The 18253-nt window shown below is 45.0% G+C and carries 13 protein-coding genes; all 13 read left to right on the top strand.

Annotated elements, in window-relative coordinates; all coding sequences use genetic code 11:
* Positions 1-61: 61 nt before the first annotated feature.
* A complete protein-coding gene (locus AC6CIF_RS23000) occupies positions 62-1834 on the top strand; it encodes an ABC transporter ATP-binding protein (protein WP_076209967.1) in 1773 nt (590 codons plus the stop codon).
* Positions 1831-3681 (top strand): ABC transporter ATP-binding protein, encoded by a 1851-nt coding sequence (locus tag AC6CIF_RS22995; RefSeq protein WP_036613270.1) that lies wholly within the window; start codon positions 1831-1833, stop codon positions 3679-3681. Before AC6CIF_RS23000 ends, AC6CIF_RS22995 begins: the two co-directional genes overlap by 4 nt.
* A 216-nt stretch (positions 3682-3897) precedes the next feature.
* Entirely contained in the window at positions 3898-5538 is a 1641-nt protein-coding gene (locus tag AC6CIF_RS22990; RefSeq protein ID WP_076209968.1) for an AraC family transcriptional regulator, read from the top strand.
* A gap of 131 nt (positions 5539-5669) precedes the next feature.
* Complete coding sequence (locus AC6CIF_RS22985; RefSeq protein ID WP_338706412.1) at positions 5670-6659, top strand: ABC transporter substrate-binding protein; 990 nt, start codon at positions 5670-5672, stop codon at positions 6657-6659.
* 63 nt (positions 6660-6722) lie between these two features.
* Positions 6723-7745, top strand: coding sequence for an NAD(P)/FAD-dependent oxidoreductase (locus AC6CIF_RS22980; RefSeq protein ID WP_498201688.1), 1023 nt, complete (start codon positions 6723-6725; stop codon positions 7743-7745).
* Between the two features lie 252 nt (positions 7746-7997).
* Positions 7998-9185 (top strand): formate-dependent phosphoribosylglycinamide formyltransferase, encoded by a 1188-nt coding sequence (gene purT, locus AC6CIF_RS22975; protein WP_498201687.1) that lies wholly within the window; start codon positions 7998-8000, stop codon positions 9183-9185.
* Positions 9175-9633, top strand: coding sequence for a GNAT family N-acetyltransferase (locus AC6CIF_RS22970; protein ID WP_076209972.1), 459 nt, complete (start codon positions 9175-9177; stop codon positions 9631-9633). The genes purT and AC6CIF_RS22970 overlap by 11 nt, the downstream gene beginning before the upstream one ends.
* A gap of 280 nt (positions 9634-9913) precedes the next feature.
* A complete protein-coding gene (locus tag AC6CIF_RS22965) occupies positions 9914-10711 on the top strand; it encodes a CAP domain-containing protein (protein WP_498201686.1) in 798 nt (265 codons plus the stop codon).
* 295 nt (positions 10712-11006) lie between these two features.
* The gene (locus AC6CIF_RS22960) at positions 11007-11876 is read left to right on the top strand and encodes a GDSL-type esterase/lipase family protein (RefSeq protein WP_498201685.1); all 870 of its coding nucleotides are present in this window, start codon (positions 11007-11009) and stop codon (positions 11874-11876) included.
* The gene (locus AC6CIF_RS22955) at positions 11877-12842 is read left to right on the top strand and encodes an ABC transporter ATP-binding protein (protein ID WP_498201684.1); all 966 of its coding nucleotides are present in this window, start codon (positions 11877-11879) and stop codon (positions 12840-12842) included.
* A complete protein-coding gene (locus tag AC6CIF_RS22950) occupies positions 12835-13824 on the top strand; it encodes an ABC transporter permease (RefSeq protein ID WP_215076064.1) in 990 nt (329 codons plus the stop codon). The genes AC6CIF_RS22955 and AC6CIF_RS22950 overlap by 8 nt, the downstream gene beginning before the upstream one ends.
* 76 nt (positions 13825-13900) lie before the next feature.
* A complete protein-coding gene (gene parE, locus AC6CIF_RS22945) occupies positions 13901-15880 on the top strand; it encodes a DNA topoisomerase IV subunit B (RefSeq protein WP_076209976.1) in 1980 nt (659 codons plus the stop codon).
* A 12-nt stretch (positions 15881-15892) separates the two neighbouring features.
* Positions 15893-18253 (top strand): DNA gyrase subunit A (gene gyrA, locus AC6CIF_RS22940; RefSeq protein WP_498201683.1); only part of this gene is annotated, 2361 nt, incomplete at its 3' end.

The following is an 18253-nucleotide window of genomic DNA, read 5'->3' as shown; positions in this document are numbered from 1 at the left end:
TACGGTGATAAACTTCATAAATGTTCATAGTATTTTTGAACGACATAAGAGGAGGAGAAACATGGATGTTCTTAGGCAACTGCAAACCTTTTTTTGGGAAAAGAGAACGTATTTATTTGTATCAATCTTGTTCCTCGCCTTAGCGACCGCACTTGGGTTGGTGTATCCGTACATGCTGAGGATACTGATTGATGATATTATTGTTCCGCGAACTTTTGAAGACGTTCCCATCATTGCTTTGACTGTGTTAGGTGTAGTTATTTTGAAAGCGGGAATGCAGTTTTTACACGGCTTTTTTGGAGGACGCTTGGGTAACTTCCTGGCGTACAGACTTCGTAACGCATGTTACGAAAAGCTTCAATTTTTATCCTTCCGTTATTATGATACGGCCAAGACAGGTGATCTGATGTCCCGCCTCACGGGAGATTTGGAAGCCATCCGTAACTTTATCGGATTTGGTTTCGCCCAGATTCTCAACATGGTTTTGATGGTCGTATTCGGCGCAATCATGATGATGACCATGAGTTGGCAGCTTACGCTGTTCACGCTCATATGCATCCCATTACTTGCCTTCGTTGCGCTGAGATTCGAATCCAAAATTCACCCTGCGTTTCAGGAGATGCGGCTGGCGCTCAGCTCATTGACGACAGCGGTACAGGAGAATATCACTGGTGTACGTACGGTAAAATCCTTTGCACGTGAGCCTTATGAAGTAGAGAAATTCTCTACACGTAATGAACGTTACAAGACAAATCAGATTCATGCCGCAACATTGTGGAGTCGTTATTTTCCGATCATGGAGATTCTTGCTTCGGTGAGTATCGTGCTGTTGCTGATAATCGGTGGAAGAATGGTTATACAGAAGACGCTGACACTCGGTGAACTCGTTGCCTTTTTCAGTTTGATCTGGTACATAATCGGTCCAATGTGGAACCTTGGGTTCCATATCAACAACTATACGCAATCCAAAGCTTCAGGTGAACGGGTGCTCGAACTGCTTAATACGCCAGTGGATGTGGAAGAAACGGAAGATCCGGTCATTGTGGAGGCAGACCAGGTGAACGGCCATGTGACATTTGAATCCGTTACCTTTGCCTACGGCAACAAAATGCCAGCGGTAACCGATATTAATTTTGACGCTGCCCCCGGTTCTGTAATCGGTTTCCTCGGGGGTACAGGGTCAGGTAAATCGACCATCATTCAGCTTCTGATGCGTGCCTATAACGTCAACTCGGGAACGATCAAGCTGGATGGCAAAAACATTAAAGATATAGGTATTCGCAGTTTGCGGAGTCAGATCGCTTCTGTCTTCCAGGAAACATTCCTGTTCTCATCCAGCATTCGCAATAACATTTCCTACGGGCTTAAGAATGTCACCATGGATGAGATCATCCGTGCAGCCAAGCTGGCCAAGGCTCATGACTTCATTATGGAGTTCCCGGATGGATATGACACGGTGGTTGGTGAGCGCGGTATGGGTTTATCGGGTGGACAGAAACAGCGGATTGCGATCGCAAGGGCTTTGCTGAAAAATCCGAAAATTCTGGTACTAGATGATGCAACCAGCGCCGTGGACATGGAGACAGAACACGAAATTCAGTCCGGTTTCCAGGAAGTTATGCGCGGCAGAACGACATTTATTATTGCACACCGGATATCTTCACTACGACATGCAGATGAGATTCTGGTGCTCGATGAAGGTCGCGTGGTACAACGTGGCAAACATACCGAACTCATTGAAGTGCCTGGACCATACCAGGATGTTTATAAAATTCAATATGCAGATTATATTGCCCGCGGTAAGCGGGAGGCTGGGGAGCAGGTGAATTCATGAGTGCCGAAACGATAGCAGACAGGCGCGAGGCAAAAGTGGCCTCTGAGAAGAAACTGAATGAACGATTTGTGTATCAGGATGATGAAATTATTGAAAAACCGTTTAACTGGAAAGAGTTCGGACGTTTATTTGCATACATGAAACCTTATGCAAAACAACTGTTACCACTCGTTATTCTAATGATGATCTTGGGTACCATTACGAAATTGTCCGTACCTTTTCTGATCAGTCTGGCGATTGACCGGGCCATCGCACCGGCAACGGGGTTGCCAAGCATGACTATGCTTTATCTTATCGCAGGCTCCATATTTGTGTTGTATCTGATTCAATGGGCAGCCAATACGTACCGGATCAAACTGACGAACATTATCGGACAGCGCGTTATTTATGATCTTCGCTCGGATCTGTTCAAGCATATCCAGAAGCTGTCCTTTAACTTTTTTGACAAAAGACCGGCAGGTTCGGTACTGGTTCGTGTTACGAATGATATTAACTCCCTTCAGGATCTGTTCACCAATGGTGCAGTTAACGTCATGATCGACTGCGTACAGTTGCTCGGGATCATTGTGATCTTGCTGTTGATTAACTGGAAACTGGGTCTTGCCGTGATCATTACGGTGCCAATCATGTTCATCATCTCGACCAAACTGCGGGTGCTGATCCGTCGGGCTTGGCAGGATGTGCGTATGAAGAACTCTCGGATTAACTCCCACTTGAATGAATCCATTCAGGGGATTCGAGTGACTCAGGCTTACACACAGGAAAAAGAGAACATGAAGTATTTTGACAACATGAATCTGTCCAGCAAAAAGTCATGGGATAGAGCATCAGCGATGAACCAGGGCTTTGGACCGCTGATTGAGATTACCGGTGGATTCGGTACATTAATCCTTTTCTGGTTTGGTGCTTATCTGATTCAGGAAGGTCAGTTGACTGTGGGATTACTTGTTGCTTTTGCCAACTATGTCGGCAACTTCTGGGACCCAATCAACCGTCTGGGACAGATGTACAATCAGTTGCTGGTTGCGATGGCATCATCGGAGCGTATCTTCGAATTCATGGATGAAAAACCAAGTATTGCGGATAAACCAGGTGCCAAGCCACTTCCTTCTATTAAAGGAGATATCGCATTCGAAAATGTGGTGTTTGAATACGAGAAGGGCAGACAGGCGCTGAAAGGGATCAGCTTCTCGGCGGCTGCGGGACAATCGATTGCACTTGTTGGTCATACGGGCTCGGGTAAAAGTACAATCATCAATCTGATCAGTCGTTTCTATGATATATCCGGCGGACGTCTCACCATTGACGGACAGGATGTGCGGGATGTAACGGTAGAGAGTTTACGCAGCCAGATCAGCATTGTATTACAGGATACCTTCATCTTCTCGGGTACAATTCGTGACAATATTCGATTTGGACGACTGGATGCAACGAATGAAGAGGTGGAGGACGCAGCCAAAGCAGTCAATGCACATGAGTTCATCATGAAGCTGCCTGGCGGATATGATACTGAAGTCGAGGAACGCGGGAACGTATTATCCATGGGACAGCGACAACTGTTATCCTTTGCCCGTGCGCTGCTTGCTGATCCACGCATACTGATTCTGGATGAAGCTACAGCCAGTATTGATACGGAGACAGAGCTTAAAATCCAGGAAGCGTTGAAGGTGCTGTTGCAGGGAAGAACGTCCTTTATGGTCGCTCACCGTCTCTCAACTATCCGGAATGCAGATAACATTATCGTCCTGGATCATGGTGAAATTAAAGAAGAGGGTAACCATGAGCAGCTGATCCAAAAACAAGGCGTCTATAATGGATTAATAGAAGCTCAATACAGATTTTTGTGATGAAAATGAAAACTTCGGATGCTTGTGAAGCGTCTGAACACCTATGAATTTATAACACTCTGGTGTTCTATAGCCTGATCCTTCAATAATAAGTGCATCTTATTCATTGAAGACAGGTTAGAGGATAGCCGGAGTGTTTTTTTTATTCGTTAGTGTGGTATGTTATATTTTTGAAGACTGAAATCAATACAATCGTTCATGGCTGGAGGGAGATCAATGCAGATGGACAACAACGAAATAAATTCAAAGCATTTGGATCACCTGGATCATATGAATTTTAGGCTCCTTCACGTGAATTATACGAGTGATCCTGCGACGGAGTGGCTTCTGAGGAAACACTTCATTGAAACATACATGTTATTATTTGTAGCCAGTGGGCAAGGGTGGTTAAAGATAGATGGCAGTTTCATCGAATTGAAGGCGGGCGGACTGTATGTAGGCTTCCCGGGGCAACTGGTTGAGGCAAATGTGCATTCGTTGGATGAAAGAGGCGTGTATCACATGAGTTTTGATGTCATGTACGCACTGGAGCAGGAGGGTGGAACAGCCCTTGAAATGATGAAGCAACTTTTACGTAATGAAGTGAATGGCGAGGTCAGCTCATCTTCACCCATTGCTGTTGGCGTGATCTGTCAGATGATTTACCACCACACGTTGAAGAAGGATGGTTTGCAAAGGTACTATGGTCAGATTCGTTTTCAGGAACTGTTGTATACCATGTTTTACGACGTGGCCTGTGCCGAAAAGACGGATCCGGCTTCACCAATTGAACATGTCAAAGGTTACATGGAGCAGAATTATTCGAAGAGATTAACCATTGAGGATTTAGCAAATGTGGCACGAATGAGCCCTCGACATTTCATGCGTTTATTCAAGAAAAGGTATGGGTACAGTCCTGTTGACTATTTGACTCTATACCGAATTAAACAAGCCCAGATCTTAATGAGAAATGATCACAGTTATCGACTCAAGGATGTGGCATCGTACGTGGGTTATCAGGATGAGACGTATTTCCGGCGTAAATTCAAGCAAATCTCTGGCATTCCACCAGCAGCGTTTATACGTAATAGCAAACAAAAAATTGCTGCAGTTCATTCTGTGAGCATTGGTATACTGCTTGCATTGCAGATCATTCCCTGTGCCGCGCCGGCAAGTCATCCGTGGACATACTATTACCGACGTAAATATGAAACGGACAAAGTTATGCCACTCGCAGAGAGTGAGACCACCTGGCTGGAACAGCTTCGATTAGTTAAACCTGATTATATTATTACTGTTGGGACGGAGTCTGAGGATTTGCAAAGACAGCTTCAATCCATTGCTCCGGTGTGTGACCTCCCGTGGGAAAAAGGAGATTGGAGAGAGCATTTGAGATATGTTGCAAGCTTTTTGGACAGGTCGGATATTGCAGAGGTATGGCTTCAAAGATATGAAGAGAAGGCAACGACCATAAAGAATCAGCTTGAGGATTTCATACGAAAAGACAGATTAGTTGTACTCAAAGTTCATGGTGAAGCGTTGCAGATGTTAGGCCCAAGGAGCATTGCTTCCGTTTTTTACGTTGATATGCAAATGGAGGGTCCTGAAGGAGTTGAGACTTATTGGGAACGTGGCACAGTAACCATTAGGGAGTTGTCTGTTCTCAACGTTGAAAGAATATTACTGATTGTGGGTGATGATGAGACATCCAGGCAGACATGGTCTGCTGTACGTAAGTCTGAAGAATGGCTTGCGTTGTTAGCGGTACAGAATGGCAGAATGGATATCCTGTTGTCGAGCGTCCTGCTGGACTACACTGCGTTTACCCATGAGCTTATGTTGGATGAAATATTAAAGTTATGGCAAGATCGTCCATAGCAAAAAGTCTGAATAGTCAATATCATGCCTGAACATATTTTATTATACTACTCCTATATCGTAATGATAATGATAATTATTATTAATTAGACGTTGTCATAACTAAATGCCATATAGGGGGTACATAAAGAATGAGATTCAGATGGTTAACGGTACTATGCACCATGATGTTGGTGCTCATTATTTCGGCTTGCGGTGCAGCAGGCAACGAAGCATCCTCGAGCGAGGGTCAAGAAGCGGGTACCGCCAATTCTTCAACAACAGAAGCCAGTCAGGTGAAAAAAGTGAACACGGAAATGGGAGAAGTTGAAATTCCGGTGAACCCACAAAAAATAGTTGGTTTGTCCGTTGTATATCCAGAATTTTTATATTCTCTTGGCATCGTACCCATTGCTGTACAGAACTACCATGAGGATTTTCCTTCTTACTTGCAAGAGCCATTCGCAAACACGATGAAAATGGGAATAGGAAGAACGCCTAACTTTGAAGCCCTCATGGAGGCAGATCCGGATTTAATTATCGCTCCTGACTGGTGGTCCAAAAAGGACTATGATCAGCTTACTCTGATTGCACCTACCGTACTTTTGCCACAGCGTGATGATTGGCGCGATGAACTGCGGGATATGGCCAAAATTTTGGACAAAGAAGAACAGGCAGAAAAGGTGATTCAGGATTTGGTGGATAAGGAGAAGGTAGCTGCTGCCAAATTGGATAAGCTGATTGGTGAGGAGACTGTTCTCTACATTAGAGTGATGGAAAAAGAAATCGTCCTTCATGGGGAGAACCTTGACCGAGGAAACTTTGTCCACAAACGATTGGGAATGAATCCACTTCCTAATTTCCCGAAAGATCAAACTGCCATGTCCGTATCCTTGGAAGTACTGCCTGAATACGACGCAGATCATCTGATCGTTCAGCTGGATGATGAGACTAATCCGGAAATTAAAAAGAAATTTGAAGATATGTTATCTTCATCGTTATGGAAAAATCTGAAAGCAGTCAAGCAGGACCACGTCTATATGGTGGGTGGCAAGGAATGGTTCAATCTGGGAATGTCTCCACTTGCCGATGAATATGTCATTGATGATATTGTTGCTGCTTTTGAAGCAAAAAACAAATAAAGCAAACGGGTAAAGTTACATGTATCTCGAATTCATAACTAAATTAACAAGGTGTGTTTTAAAATGAATGAAGAAGATATCTATGATGTAACCATCGTCGGAGGCGGACCGGCGGGATTATATGCGGCCTTTTATGCCGGGATGCGTGATATGAGAGTTAAGATCATTGACGGCAAAGACCAACTTGGTGGTTTTCTGCATACCTATTCCGAAAAGACTATTTGGGATGTGGGTGGCCTGCCACCAATGAAGTGTTCAAAGTTGATTGAGTATCTGGTTCAGCAGGCGAATACCTTTAATCCAACGGTTGAATTGAATTGCAAAGTAGATCGGTTCGCTCGACTGGACAACGAGATTTTGGCTCTGTATACTGCTGAAGGCGACATACACTATACGCGTACAATCATTGTTGCAGTGGGCCGCGGTATCGCAGAAATTCAGAAATTGGAGCTTCAGGAGCCGATTCAATGTGAGTATGAAAATCTTCATTACACCGTGCAAAATCCAGAACATTTTTCCGGGAAGCGTGTGCTCATTTCAGGAGGAGGCAACAGTGCAGTAGATTGGGCAATTGAACTTGCTCAACTTGCACGGAGCGTAGTGGTCGTCCACCGAAAAAATGAGTTTCGTGCAATGGAACGCAATGTTAGCGAGATGAACAATGTAACGGATGTCAGAACACCATATACCATCACACGGCTTCATAATCATGGTGAACGTATCCATCAGGTTGTAATTACGCATATGGAGAGTCAGGAAAATGTATTGTTAGATGTGGATGAAGTCGTAGTTAGTCATGGATATAAAAGCAATTTAAGTGATCTTGCCAGTTGTGGCTTAGAAATGGACGATGGAATGGTTCTAATGAGTCACCATGCACAGACGAGTCTGCCGGGTGTTTTTGCTGCAGGGGATTGTGCAACTCACGATAGCAAAGTCAGACTTATTGCCGGAGCCTTCAACGATGCGATTTTAGCTGTAAATAGCGCGAAACAATATATGACGCCAAACGCACCAAAGATGGCTTATGTTTCTTCCCATAATGAAATCTTCAGAGAAAAAAATCGACAAATCCCAAGTCTTTAAACTTGGGATTTGTTTGCGTATTTCGATTCGTTGGAGTATTAAAATCTGTTCTTTTAACATTTCCTTAATTATGGGAGGAATGGAAGGAGTATCGAATCTGTGAGCAGTAATTGTAAAATTTGATCGAAAAAACACAAAAAATCTTGTAAAATTCACAAGAAAAATAGGGAGCACTCTTGCAATCTTTAACCAAAACCCCGAAAATAGAGAGACAGATATAGAAGATTTCTCTTTGGGAGGATTGGAAAGAACATGTGGGGTGCTCCTTTTACGGCTCAAGCCAAAAAAATGCTGCTACTAGGCAGTGGAGAATTGGGAAAAGAGGTCGTTATTGAGGCCCAACGACTGGGAGTAGAAACGATCGCTGTTGATCGTTATGAGAACGCACCTGCGATGCAGGTTGCGCACCGGTCTTACTGCATCGACATGCTGGATGCCGAAGCTTTGAAACAATTGATCCGTAAAGAAAAACCTCATTACATCGTACCTGAGATTGAAGCTATTGCAACAGAAGCTTTACTGGAGCTTGAGGAAGAGGGATTTTGTGTAGTACCTACTGCCCGAGCTGCACGTTTAACGATGGATCGCGAAGGCATCCGTCGCCTTGCAGCCGAACAATTGAAACTTCCGACAGCTGATTACCTTTTTGCGGACAACCTGGAACAACTTCAGGAAGCCGTACGTAAGCTTGGCACACCTTGTGTCATTAAACCATTGATGAGTTCTTCCGGCAAAGGGCAGAGTGTATGCCGAACACCGGACGACGTGGAGGATTGCTGGAACATTGCTCTTTTGGGGGCTCGTGGCAAATCCGTTCGTGTTATCGTGGAGAGCTTTGTGCAATTTGACAGTGAGATTACATTACTCACCGTTAGGTCTGTATCAGGCACCGTATTTTGTCCTCCGATTGGTCATATTCAGAAGGATGGGGATTATGTCGAATCCTGGCAGCCTCATGCAATGACTCCTGAGCAATGGCAGCAAGCTTGTCATATTGCCAAATCCGTCACGGATGAACTTGGCGGGTATGGACTGTTTGGAGTGGAATTGTTCCTCACATCGGATGGTGTTGTGTTCAGCGAGGTATCTCCTCGTCCACATGACACAGGTATGGTTACAATGGTGACGCAAGACAGTTCCGAGTTTGCGCTGCATGTACGTGCAATTCTTGGTTTTCCGGTCACAGGTGTACATCTGTTGACACCGGGAGCTTCAGCAACGCTGAAGGCTAATGATGAAACATCTGACTTTACTGTAGGCGGGATTGAAGAAGCACTGGCTCTTCCTCGTACTCAGATTCTTGTATTTGGCAAACCTGAGACCAAAGTAGGACGCCGAATGGCTGTAGCCTTAAGTGCTGGCCAAGATGTGGAAGAAGCTCGTAAAACAGCGGTGCAAGCCGCTAATATGCTGAAAGTGGAGGTAAATCATGTCCAATAATGTTGAGGCCCCTGTACTGATGATCCGAGAGTGTGAGCTACGAGATGCTGAAGCGGTAACGGGACTGATGCGAGAGGTCAGCTATCCGACAACAACCAATGTCATGAAAGAACGTATTGAATGTTTGGAAACCAATCCAAACGCATGCATGCTTGTTGCCGAAGTGGATGAACAAATTATTGGTGTGATTGGCTTGCAATGTGTGCAAAGTCATGCCTATCCAGAACCTGCCGCACAAATTACTTCCCTGATTGTAGGTCAAGAACATCGTGGTGGTGGGATTGCCCGTCGTCTGATGGCTCGTGCCGAAGATTGGGGCAGACAGCAAGGTGGTAAACAACTGTTTGTCACGGGTGCAAACCGTGAAGTGACTTCAACAGCGTACTCTTTTTATGAGCACATTGGTTTTCAGAAGAGAGGTTATCGGTTCAGTAAAGTTCTTCTATAGTATAAATAAAGTTTCTTCTATTGCATGGAAATTCTCATGATATCCTGATCTGCACATTCTGGTGTGGTGAATGATAAATAGATGGTGAAGCGACATTCGACTAGCTTTTTTAGTCCGAATGTCTTTTTTTTATGGTTTTGTTAAATCTGATACATTCTAAAAAATGACAAAAAAGTTACTTTTCCATATTTTATAGGTTCACAATCTCCTGTTGAATTGATATACTGCTAGAGTATTAATTACAAAGTTGTAATAACTAATCTTAAGGAGATGAATGAATTTGAAAAAGAAATGGATGAAAACTGTCGTAACGAGTAGTCTGACAGCCGTACTGGCCGTAGGGGTAATGCTTCCTGCTTCCGCGTCTGCTGCAGATTCAACATATAAGACTATCACAACGTACAAAATTACAAGCACAGACAGCTTGAAAGCTTATATTGAGAAATGGCTCAAACAAAATGGATACACCGTATCCGAGGGGCAAATTGTAGAGAAGCCTGCTACGCAGCCTGATCAAACGACGAAACCTGCTGAGCCGACAACAAAACCAACTCAACCAACAACAAAACCTGTTGAGCCTACAACTAAGCCGGAGCAACCGACTAAACCAGCACAACCAGCTCAAGAAGAAAAACCGGCAACTACACCGGCAAAAGATCCTTCAAACACAGGTAACAATACAAGTAATAATGGTAGCGAAAGCACACAATCTGACTTTGCTACTCAAGTTGTAAAACTTGTGAACGCTGAGCGTGCTAAAGCAGGTCTGAACGCTCTGACTTCAGATGCACTTCTGGACAAAGTAGCTGTTGCCAAAGTAAAAGATATGAGTAACAATAACTATTTTGATCACCAGTCACCTACGTATGGTTCTCCGTTTGACATGATGAAACAATTCGGAGTAACTTACAGCTATGCAGGTGAGAACATTGCCAAAGGACAAAAAACACCACAGGAAGTGGTTACAGCTTGGATGAATAGTGAAGGTCACCGTGCCAATATTTTGAGCAAAAACTTTACGCATATCGGTGTAGGTTTCTACAACGGATACTGGGCACAAGAGTTTATCGGTAAGTAATCGATTTATAATAAAGAAAGTATGATTTTCTTTTCCACAAGGTTATGCCAGTACACAGTTCAAATCTGTGTATGGTATAACCTTTTTTCCGTAAAATGACATATAAAAAATGAATTCTGCGAATGCAGCGCCAAAGTTTGCAAATTAACGACAGAACATTTATGTTATTTAGGAATAGCATCATTAGGGCGTGTCTGAAAACTCCGAAGTAAGCGGATTTCCAGACACGCCTTAATGTAAAGTCATTATAAATGATAAAGCACCCGGACTGGTGTACATGAGCGGAGATGTGATGATGAAAAAGAAAAAAAGCCTGGATTCAGCACCCTGGATCTGGAGAACTGTCAGTACAGTATCCATCTTGGCAACTTTGTTGTTGTTGTTTGGATTTGGATACGCCATAAAAGACGTGATTTTTCCCGAGGGAGATTCCGCATTGACTACAGGCCAGGAGACAACTGTACCACCTAAGAATAACGATGGGCAAACGGCTGTCGTGGACGATGGCAAGATTCGGATGGCCGTCATCGGTGATTCCCTGGCAAGAGGCACGGGGGATGATGAAGGACTCGGTTTTGTGAGACGTGCAGGCAACCTGCTTAAAGATAAAGGATATGACGTTCAGGTTCTTAATAATCTGGGTGTAAACGGTTTGAGAACAGATGCTTTATTGGAAAAACTCGATGAGCAAGGTGTACGTTACGTTCTGCAGCAGTCCAATTTTATTTTGCTCTCGATCGGTGCAAATGATTTGTTCCAGGGAGGACAAGTTCTACAGGGGGAAGATCCGCCAACAGCAGAGCAGCTGGCAGCGGCTTTGCCGGAAACGTCAAAGCGCCTTCAAGAGATATTGAAGAAAGTCAAAGAAATTAATCCCGATGCACAGATTGCGTACATAGGGCTGTACAATCCATTTGGAGATGTGAAGGAACTCGAGAAGCCGGGTAATGCAGTGGTTGCTGCATGGAACGATGCTGCACTGGCTATTTTGAACAATGAGGACAAGATGACACTGGTCCCTACATTCGATTTATTTGAAAATCATCTGGGGGAGTATCTCTCGTCAGATCATTTCCATCCCAACGGACAAGGTTATGAGCAGATTGCAGTTCGGATTGCACAGGAATTCCAGGCAGATATATCGGCAGAAGGGAGCGGAAATTAAATGGAAGAGCAACAGTATGATTCCGTCTTGTCTGTACAGCATCTGAAGAAGCGGATTGGACGCAAGTGGATCATTAAGGACGTTACATTTGACGTGAAACCGGGTGAAATTTTTGGATTTCTCGGTCCCAACGGTGCCGGAAAAACAACAACGATACGGATGCTGGTGGATCTGATCAAACCGACAGAAGGGAAAATTAAAGTCTGTGGTTATGATGTGAATCGGGACCCTGAGCGTGCTTTGAAGTATGTAGGCTCCATTGTTGAAAATCCGGAGGTATATACATATCTGACAGGGTGGGAGAACCTGGAGCATTTTGCCCGCATGCAACCAGGTGTGGACAACGAGCGCATTCAGGAAGTTGTGGATATTGTGCGTCTGGATCAACGGATTCACGATAAAGTCAGAACATACTCATTGGGTATGCGTCAACGGCTCGGTATTGCACAAGCGCTGCTTGGGCGACCGCGTCTGCTCATTCTGGATGAACCGACGAATGGCCTTGATCCAAAAGGCATTAAGGAACTTCGTGTCTTTATTAAGCAACTTGCCAGCGAAGGTATGGCTGTATTTGTCAGCAGTCACTTGTTAAGTGAGATCCAGCTTCTCTGTGACAGAGTAGCCATTATCAGTGCTGGGCGTGTGCTTGCCGTTGGAGGTGTAAGCGAACTGATTGAAGATCATTCCAAGTTGGCCATATGGCACGTTTCACCACTGGAGCAAGGCAAAAAGATGTTACTGGATGCAGGCATTACTCTGGTAGGTAGACCTGCGGATGTGATGGATGATACCATTGTTGCGGGCCTTGGTCCCAACGCTGTGGTTGCCGAGATGCATGAAGATCGAATTCCTGATCTGGTGCAGCAGATGGTTCAAGCTGGTATACAGGTTGAAGGGGTACAGCGGATTCAGCCTACGCTTGAACAACTATTCTTAAAAATGACAGAAGGTGAATCCATTGAATAATATCATGCCGCTGATTCGCAATGAAACGATTAAGATGGTGAAGAAAAAACGGCTTTATATTATATTTATTGTACTTGCGGTCCTCGTACCGATGTTTACGTATGCCCAGATGAAATCTGCGGAGAATAATCGTGACAAGTTTGGCGGCGATTGGCGTCTTGAACTGCAACAGGCCATCACAGACAATCAAAACTCGCTTGGTAGCGATCGGGTGCCTGAAGAATACAAAAAATATAGAACAGTATATATCCAGCAGATGCAGTATTATCTTGAGAATGACATCAATCCCAAAGAACCGGGCGGTGTTACCTTTACGCGGGAGTTCATGAACAACGCAGTTGGATTGTTTATTCCACTGTTAATTATGGCTATTGCTTCAGATCTTGTTTCCGGTGAACGTACGACAGGTACGATTAAAATGCTTTTAACGCGTCCGGTTAGACGCTGGAAAGTGCTTCTGAGTAAATTAATTACGCTGATTATGTTTGTTTCAATCATAGTGGTATCAGCCTACATTATATGTTATGTCATATCGGGTGCGGTCTTTGGTTATAAAGGCTTCAACATGCCAATCTTCACAGGATTCAAAGTTGTGGGAACAGATGTCGATATGTCGGCAGTGCATGCTGTAGACCAGTGGCTGTATATGCTTATGCAGGCAGGGCTGATCTGGTTTGTGAGTGTAATTGTGGCTATGCTTGCATTTATGGTATCCGTGCTTGTGCGCAGTACTGCTGCAAGTATCGTTATCATGATGGCCGCGCTGATTGCAGGAACAATCTTGACCAGTATGGCAGCATCTTGGCAGACAGCGAAGTATCTGTTCATGGTTAACCTCGAACTTCCGAATTATTTGTCTGGCGGATTACCTCCAATCGAGGGTATGAATTTAGGTTTTTCCCTTATTGTGCTTAGTGTTTGGGGCATTGCTTCACTCATTGTGTCATTCCTTGTCTTTACGAAACGGGATATCTTGAATTAAAATGGACAAGGATAAGAAAACATCTGTTTGCATTTTAGGCATTTTTTTAGTTGCAAGTTAAGAAGGGGGAGCATGAATGGTCGAGCAAATCGATATGTCGGCAGGTTCGACAGGCGGAGGACAGGGGTCTTCAGGCTACGACGCGGACGACATTCAAGTACTTGAAGGGTTGGTAGCGGTACGGAAACGGCCGGGGATGTACATCGGCAGCACCAGCACTTCAGGTTTACATCATTTGGTATGGGAAATTGTCGATAACGCTGTCGACGAACATCTCGCCAAATTCTGCTCCAAAATCGATATCACGCTGCATAAGGACGGTTCTATTACGGTTCAGGATAACGGAAGGGGAATTCCGACAGGTATACATAAAACAGGGATTCCTACTCCCCAGGTCGTGTTTACGATTTTGCACGCAGGCGGAAAGTTCGGTGGATCAGGATACAAAAAATCAGGCGGTTTGCACGGTGTAGGTGCGTCAGTTACAAACGCATTGTCTGAGTGGCTTGAAGTCGAGATTTTCCGTGATGGCAAGATTCATCGTCAGCGATTCGAGTATTGGAAGGACAAAAAAGGGATTGAACATGTCGGTGAACCGGTCTCCGGTCTCGAAGTGATGGGCAATACCAATCGGACAGGAACAAAAGTTACATTTAAACCGGATATTCGGGTGTTCCAGAGCGGCATTCAATTCAATTATGATACATTGGCAGAGCGTCTTCAGGAGATTGCTTTTCTGAATTCGGGTCTGAGAATTGTGCTCAAGGATGAACGTTCGGGCAATCAGGATGAATACATGTATGAAGGCGGAGCAAGCCAGTTTGTTGCTTTTCTTAACGAAAATAAAGATGTGTTGCATGATGTTATTCACTTCTATGCGGAGAAGGATGACATTGAAGTCGAAGTGGCAATCCAATATAACGCGGGTTATACGGAAACACTGGCTTCGTTCGTGAACTCGATCCCTACTCGGGGCGGCGGTACTCATGAGACCGGATTCAGGGCTGCGTATACCCGTGTAATGAATGATTACGCACGGCGTACCAGCATGATTAAGGAAAAAGACAAAAACCTCGAAGGTAATGACCTGCGTGAAGGTATGATGGCCGTCATCAGTGTCAAAATGTCAGATGTTGAGTTCGTAGGTCAGACCAAGGATCAGCTCGGCAGCGCTTCCGCTCGAAGTGCAGTGGATTCGGTCGTGTCCGAAAATATTCAAAGGTTTCTGGAAGAAAACCCGCAGGTAGCTCAAACGTTAATTCGCAAAGCGGTTCAAGCCTCCAGAGCCAGAGAAGCAGCTCGCAAAGCACGTGATGATATGCGCACAGGGAAAAAGCGCAGTGAGAGTTCCAACCTGAACGGCAAACTAACGCCGGCGCAATCAAAGGATTTTACCCGAAATGAGTTGTTTATTGTTGAAGGTGATTCCGCAGGTGGTTCTGCCAAACAGGGACGTGACTCGAAGATTCAGGCTATTCTGCCGCTCAAGGGAAAACCGCTCAATCCGGAAAAATCGAAGCTGGCTGATATTCTCAAAAATGAAGAATACCGCGCTATTACAGCGGCGATCGGGGCGGGCATTGGAACCGAATTTGCAGTTGAAGACAGCAATTATTCCAAAATTATCATTATGACCGATGCAGATACGGACGGCGCACATATTCAGGTGCTGCTGTTGACCTTCTTTTATCGTTATATGAAGCCATTAATTGATGCAGGCAAAGTATATATTGCTCAGCCGCCATTATACAAACTTACTCGTAAGTCTGGTAAGCTTGCGACAGTTCGATATGCATGGACGGATGAAGAGCTGGCTAATTATATGAAGGAATTCGGTAATAATGTTGAGCTTCAACGTTATAAAGGACTAGGTGAAATGAACCCGGATCAACTGTGGGAGACCACAATGAATCCGGAAACTCGTGCGATGCTGAAGGTACAGATTGTTGATGCAGCAAAAGCAGAACGTCGTGTATCTACACTCATGGGTGATAAGGTTGATCCGCGGAAACGCTGGATTGTAGAGAACGTCGACTTTACAGAGTACGAAGAATAGAAGGTGCTTGGAATGAGTCCATCAGAACAATTTATGCCGGCCTTTCTCGAAGAGGTCGTTGGGGACCGTTTCGGTCGCTACTCCAAATATATTATTCAGGATCGAGCCATTCCGGATGTCCGGGATGGGTTGAAGCCAGTACAACGGCGTATTCTGTACGCCATGTACGATTCAGGTAATACGCCTGACAAGACTTACCGCAAGTCTGCCAAAACCGTTGGGGACGTAATGGGTAATTATCATCCACATGGTGACTCATCCATCTATGAGGGCATGGTGCGGATGGCTCAGCCATGGAAAATGGGCCATATGCTCGTGGACGGTCATGGTAACTGGGGATCACAGGATGATGACCCGGCAGCGGCAATGCGGTATACGGAGGCCCGTTTGTCGCCCATCGCGATGGAGATGCTTCGCGATATCGAGAAACGGACGGTTCTGTTTAAGGATAATTTTGATAATACGGCCAAAGAACCGGTTGTATTGCCATCCCGTTATCCGAACTTGCTGGTTAATGGCGTCAGCGGCATTTCCTCCGGATTTGCAACGGAGATTCCTCCACACAATTTGCGTGAAGTCATTGATGCTTCGATCGCTGTGATGGAGAAACCGTCGATTGAGCTGGACGAGATCATGATGTTTATGAAGGGTCCTGACTTTCCAACAGGCGGATTGATTATGGGCGGTGACGGCATTCTGGATGCCTATCGCACAGGTAAGGGACGGATCTATATCCGGTCCAAAACCGAGATTGAAAACATGCGCGGTGGCAAACAGCAGATCGTCATTACCGAGATCCCTTATCAGGTCGTGAAGTCTCGTCTCGTTACAGCAATGGAGAACATCCGACTTGAGAAGAAGGTTGAAGGTATCGCTGAAGTGCGTGATGAGAGTGGACGTGAAGGTCTGCGAATCGTGGTTGAGCTGAAAAAAGAAGCGGACGCACAAGGTATTTTGGCTTATTTGCTGAAGAAAACCGACTTGCAGGTCACCTATAACTTCAATATGGTGGCGATTGTGAATAAAGCACCTCACCAATTAGGATTGAAGTCGATCCTCGAGGCTTACATTGCCCATCAGCGGGAAGTTGTAACATTCCGTACCCGGTTTGAGCTGGAGAAGGCGCAAGACCGTGCACATGTGCTCGAGGGCTTGGTAAAAGCACTTAACATCCTTGACGAGGTCATTGCAGCGATCAAAGCTTCGAAGAACCGTCAAGATGCTCAAAATAACCTGATGTGGATGTTTGGATTCACGGAACGCCAAGCAGATTCCATCCTTACTTTGCAATTGTACCGTTTGACGAATCTGGAGATTAATTCTCTGGAGAAGGAACTCGGTGATTTGATGAAAAAGATTGCACAACTACAATCCATTCTGGATAGTGACCGCAAGCTCATCGGAGTCATCCGCAAAGAATTGATGGAGATTCGTGAGAAGTACGGCATAGACCGTCGTTCTACGATCCAGGGTGAAGTGGAAGAACTCAAGGTAAATCTCGAAGTACTTGTGAATGCGGAAGATGTATTTGTTACGTTATCCAAAGAGGGATACGTTAAACGTACAGGCATGCAGTCCTTTACACGTTCTGGTGGTGAACGAAGCGGAAGTGGAGTAAAAGACGGCGATTATATCGCTCAGGTTCTGGAAGTAAATACACTTGAGAATCTGCTTGTCTTTACGAGGAAAGGTCAGTATTTCCTGTTACCTGTTCATCAGGTACCTGAATTCAAGTGGAAAGACCCGGGCACAGCCATTGTGAACGTGATTCCCCTTGCGAAAGATGACCGTATTGCAAGTGTGCTTGCTGTGAAATCCTTTGAAGAGCCGAATCACAGTCTGGTCTTTGTCACACGAAGAGGACAGGTGAAACGAACGGAACTGAAGGATTACGTTACCAAACGTTCCGGTGCAGTTGCGGCTTGTAAAGTGGGCAAGGACGATGAAGTGTTATCTGTACATCTGAGTACAGGTGGTCAAGATATTATGTTGATTACAAAAGAAGCCATGGCGATTCGTTTCCGAGAGGATGAGGTCAATCCAATGGGACGTGTATCCGGTGGTGTTCGTGGTATTCAGTTAAGAGATACAGATGAAGTTGTATCGGCTCTATGGGTAGAAGGAGATGAAGGTGAAGTTGCCGTGTTGTCCGATCTGGGATATGGTAAACGATCATTACTGCTGGATTATGCTATACAGAGCCGTGGAGGCAAGGGGCTTGCCACATTCGAGTTCAAAGAAGGCAAACGTGTGAAACCGAATGGTAGCCGTATTGTTGGAGCGTTTTATTGCAAAGAGCAACGTAAGATCACTGTAATGACCAAGGAAGGCCAAGTGTTCCCGATCTCTTCGGAAGGTGTTCCGATTACAGAG

The organism is Paenibacillus sp. GQ49 (genome assembly GCF_059759055.1).
The sequence above is the reverse complement of the archived record's forward strand: the minus strand, read 5'-3'. Positions and strand labels throughout refer to the sequence as shown.

Bases quoted from the DNA above. Each gene is read 5' to 3' on its own strand.
- AC6CIF_RS22995 (WP_036613270.1), top strand. From the start codon at position 1,831: ATGAGTGCCGAAACGATAGCAGACAGGCGCGAGGCAAAAGTGGCCTCT.
- parE (WP_076209976.1), top strand. From the start codon at position 13,901: ATGGTCGAGCAAATCGATATGTCGGCAGGTTCGACAGGCGGAGGACAG.
- AC6CIF_RS23000 (WP_076209967.1), top strand. From the start codon at position 62: ATGGATGTTCTTAGGCAACTGCAAACCTTTTTTTGGGAAAAGAGAACG.
- AC6CIF_RS22960 (WP_498201685.1), top strand. From the start codon at position 11,007: ATGAAAAAGAAAAAAAGCCTGGATTCAGCACCCTGGATCTGGAGAACT.
- AC6CIF_RS22985 (WP_338706412.1), top strand. From the start codon at position 5,670: ATGAGATTCAGATGGTTAACGGTACTATGCACCATGATGTTGGTGCTC.
- AC6CIF_RS22970 (WP_076209972.1), top strand. From the start codon at position 9,175: ATGTCCAATAATGTTGAGGCCCCTGTACTGATGATCCGAGAGTGTGAG.
- purT (WP_498201687.1), top strand. From the start codon at position 7,998: ATGTGGGGTGCTCCTTTTACGGCTCAAGCCAAAAAAATGCTGCTACTA.
- AC6CIF_RS22990 (WP_076209968.1), top strand. From the start codon at position 3,898: ATGCAGATGGACAACAACGAAATAAATTCAAAGCATTTGGATCACCTG.
- AC6CIF_RS22955 (WP_498201684.1), top strand. From the start codon at position 11,877: ATGGAAGAGCAACAGTATGATTCCGTCTTGTCTGTACAGCATCTGAAG.
- AC6CIF_RS22980 (WP_498201688.1), top strand. From the start codon at position 6,723: ATGAATGAAGAAGATATCTATGATGTAACCATCGTCGGAGGCGGACCG.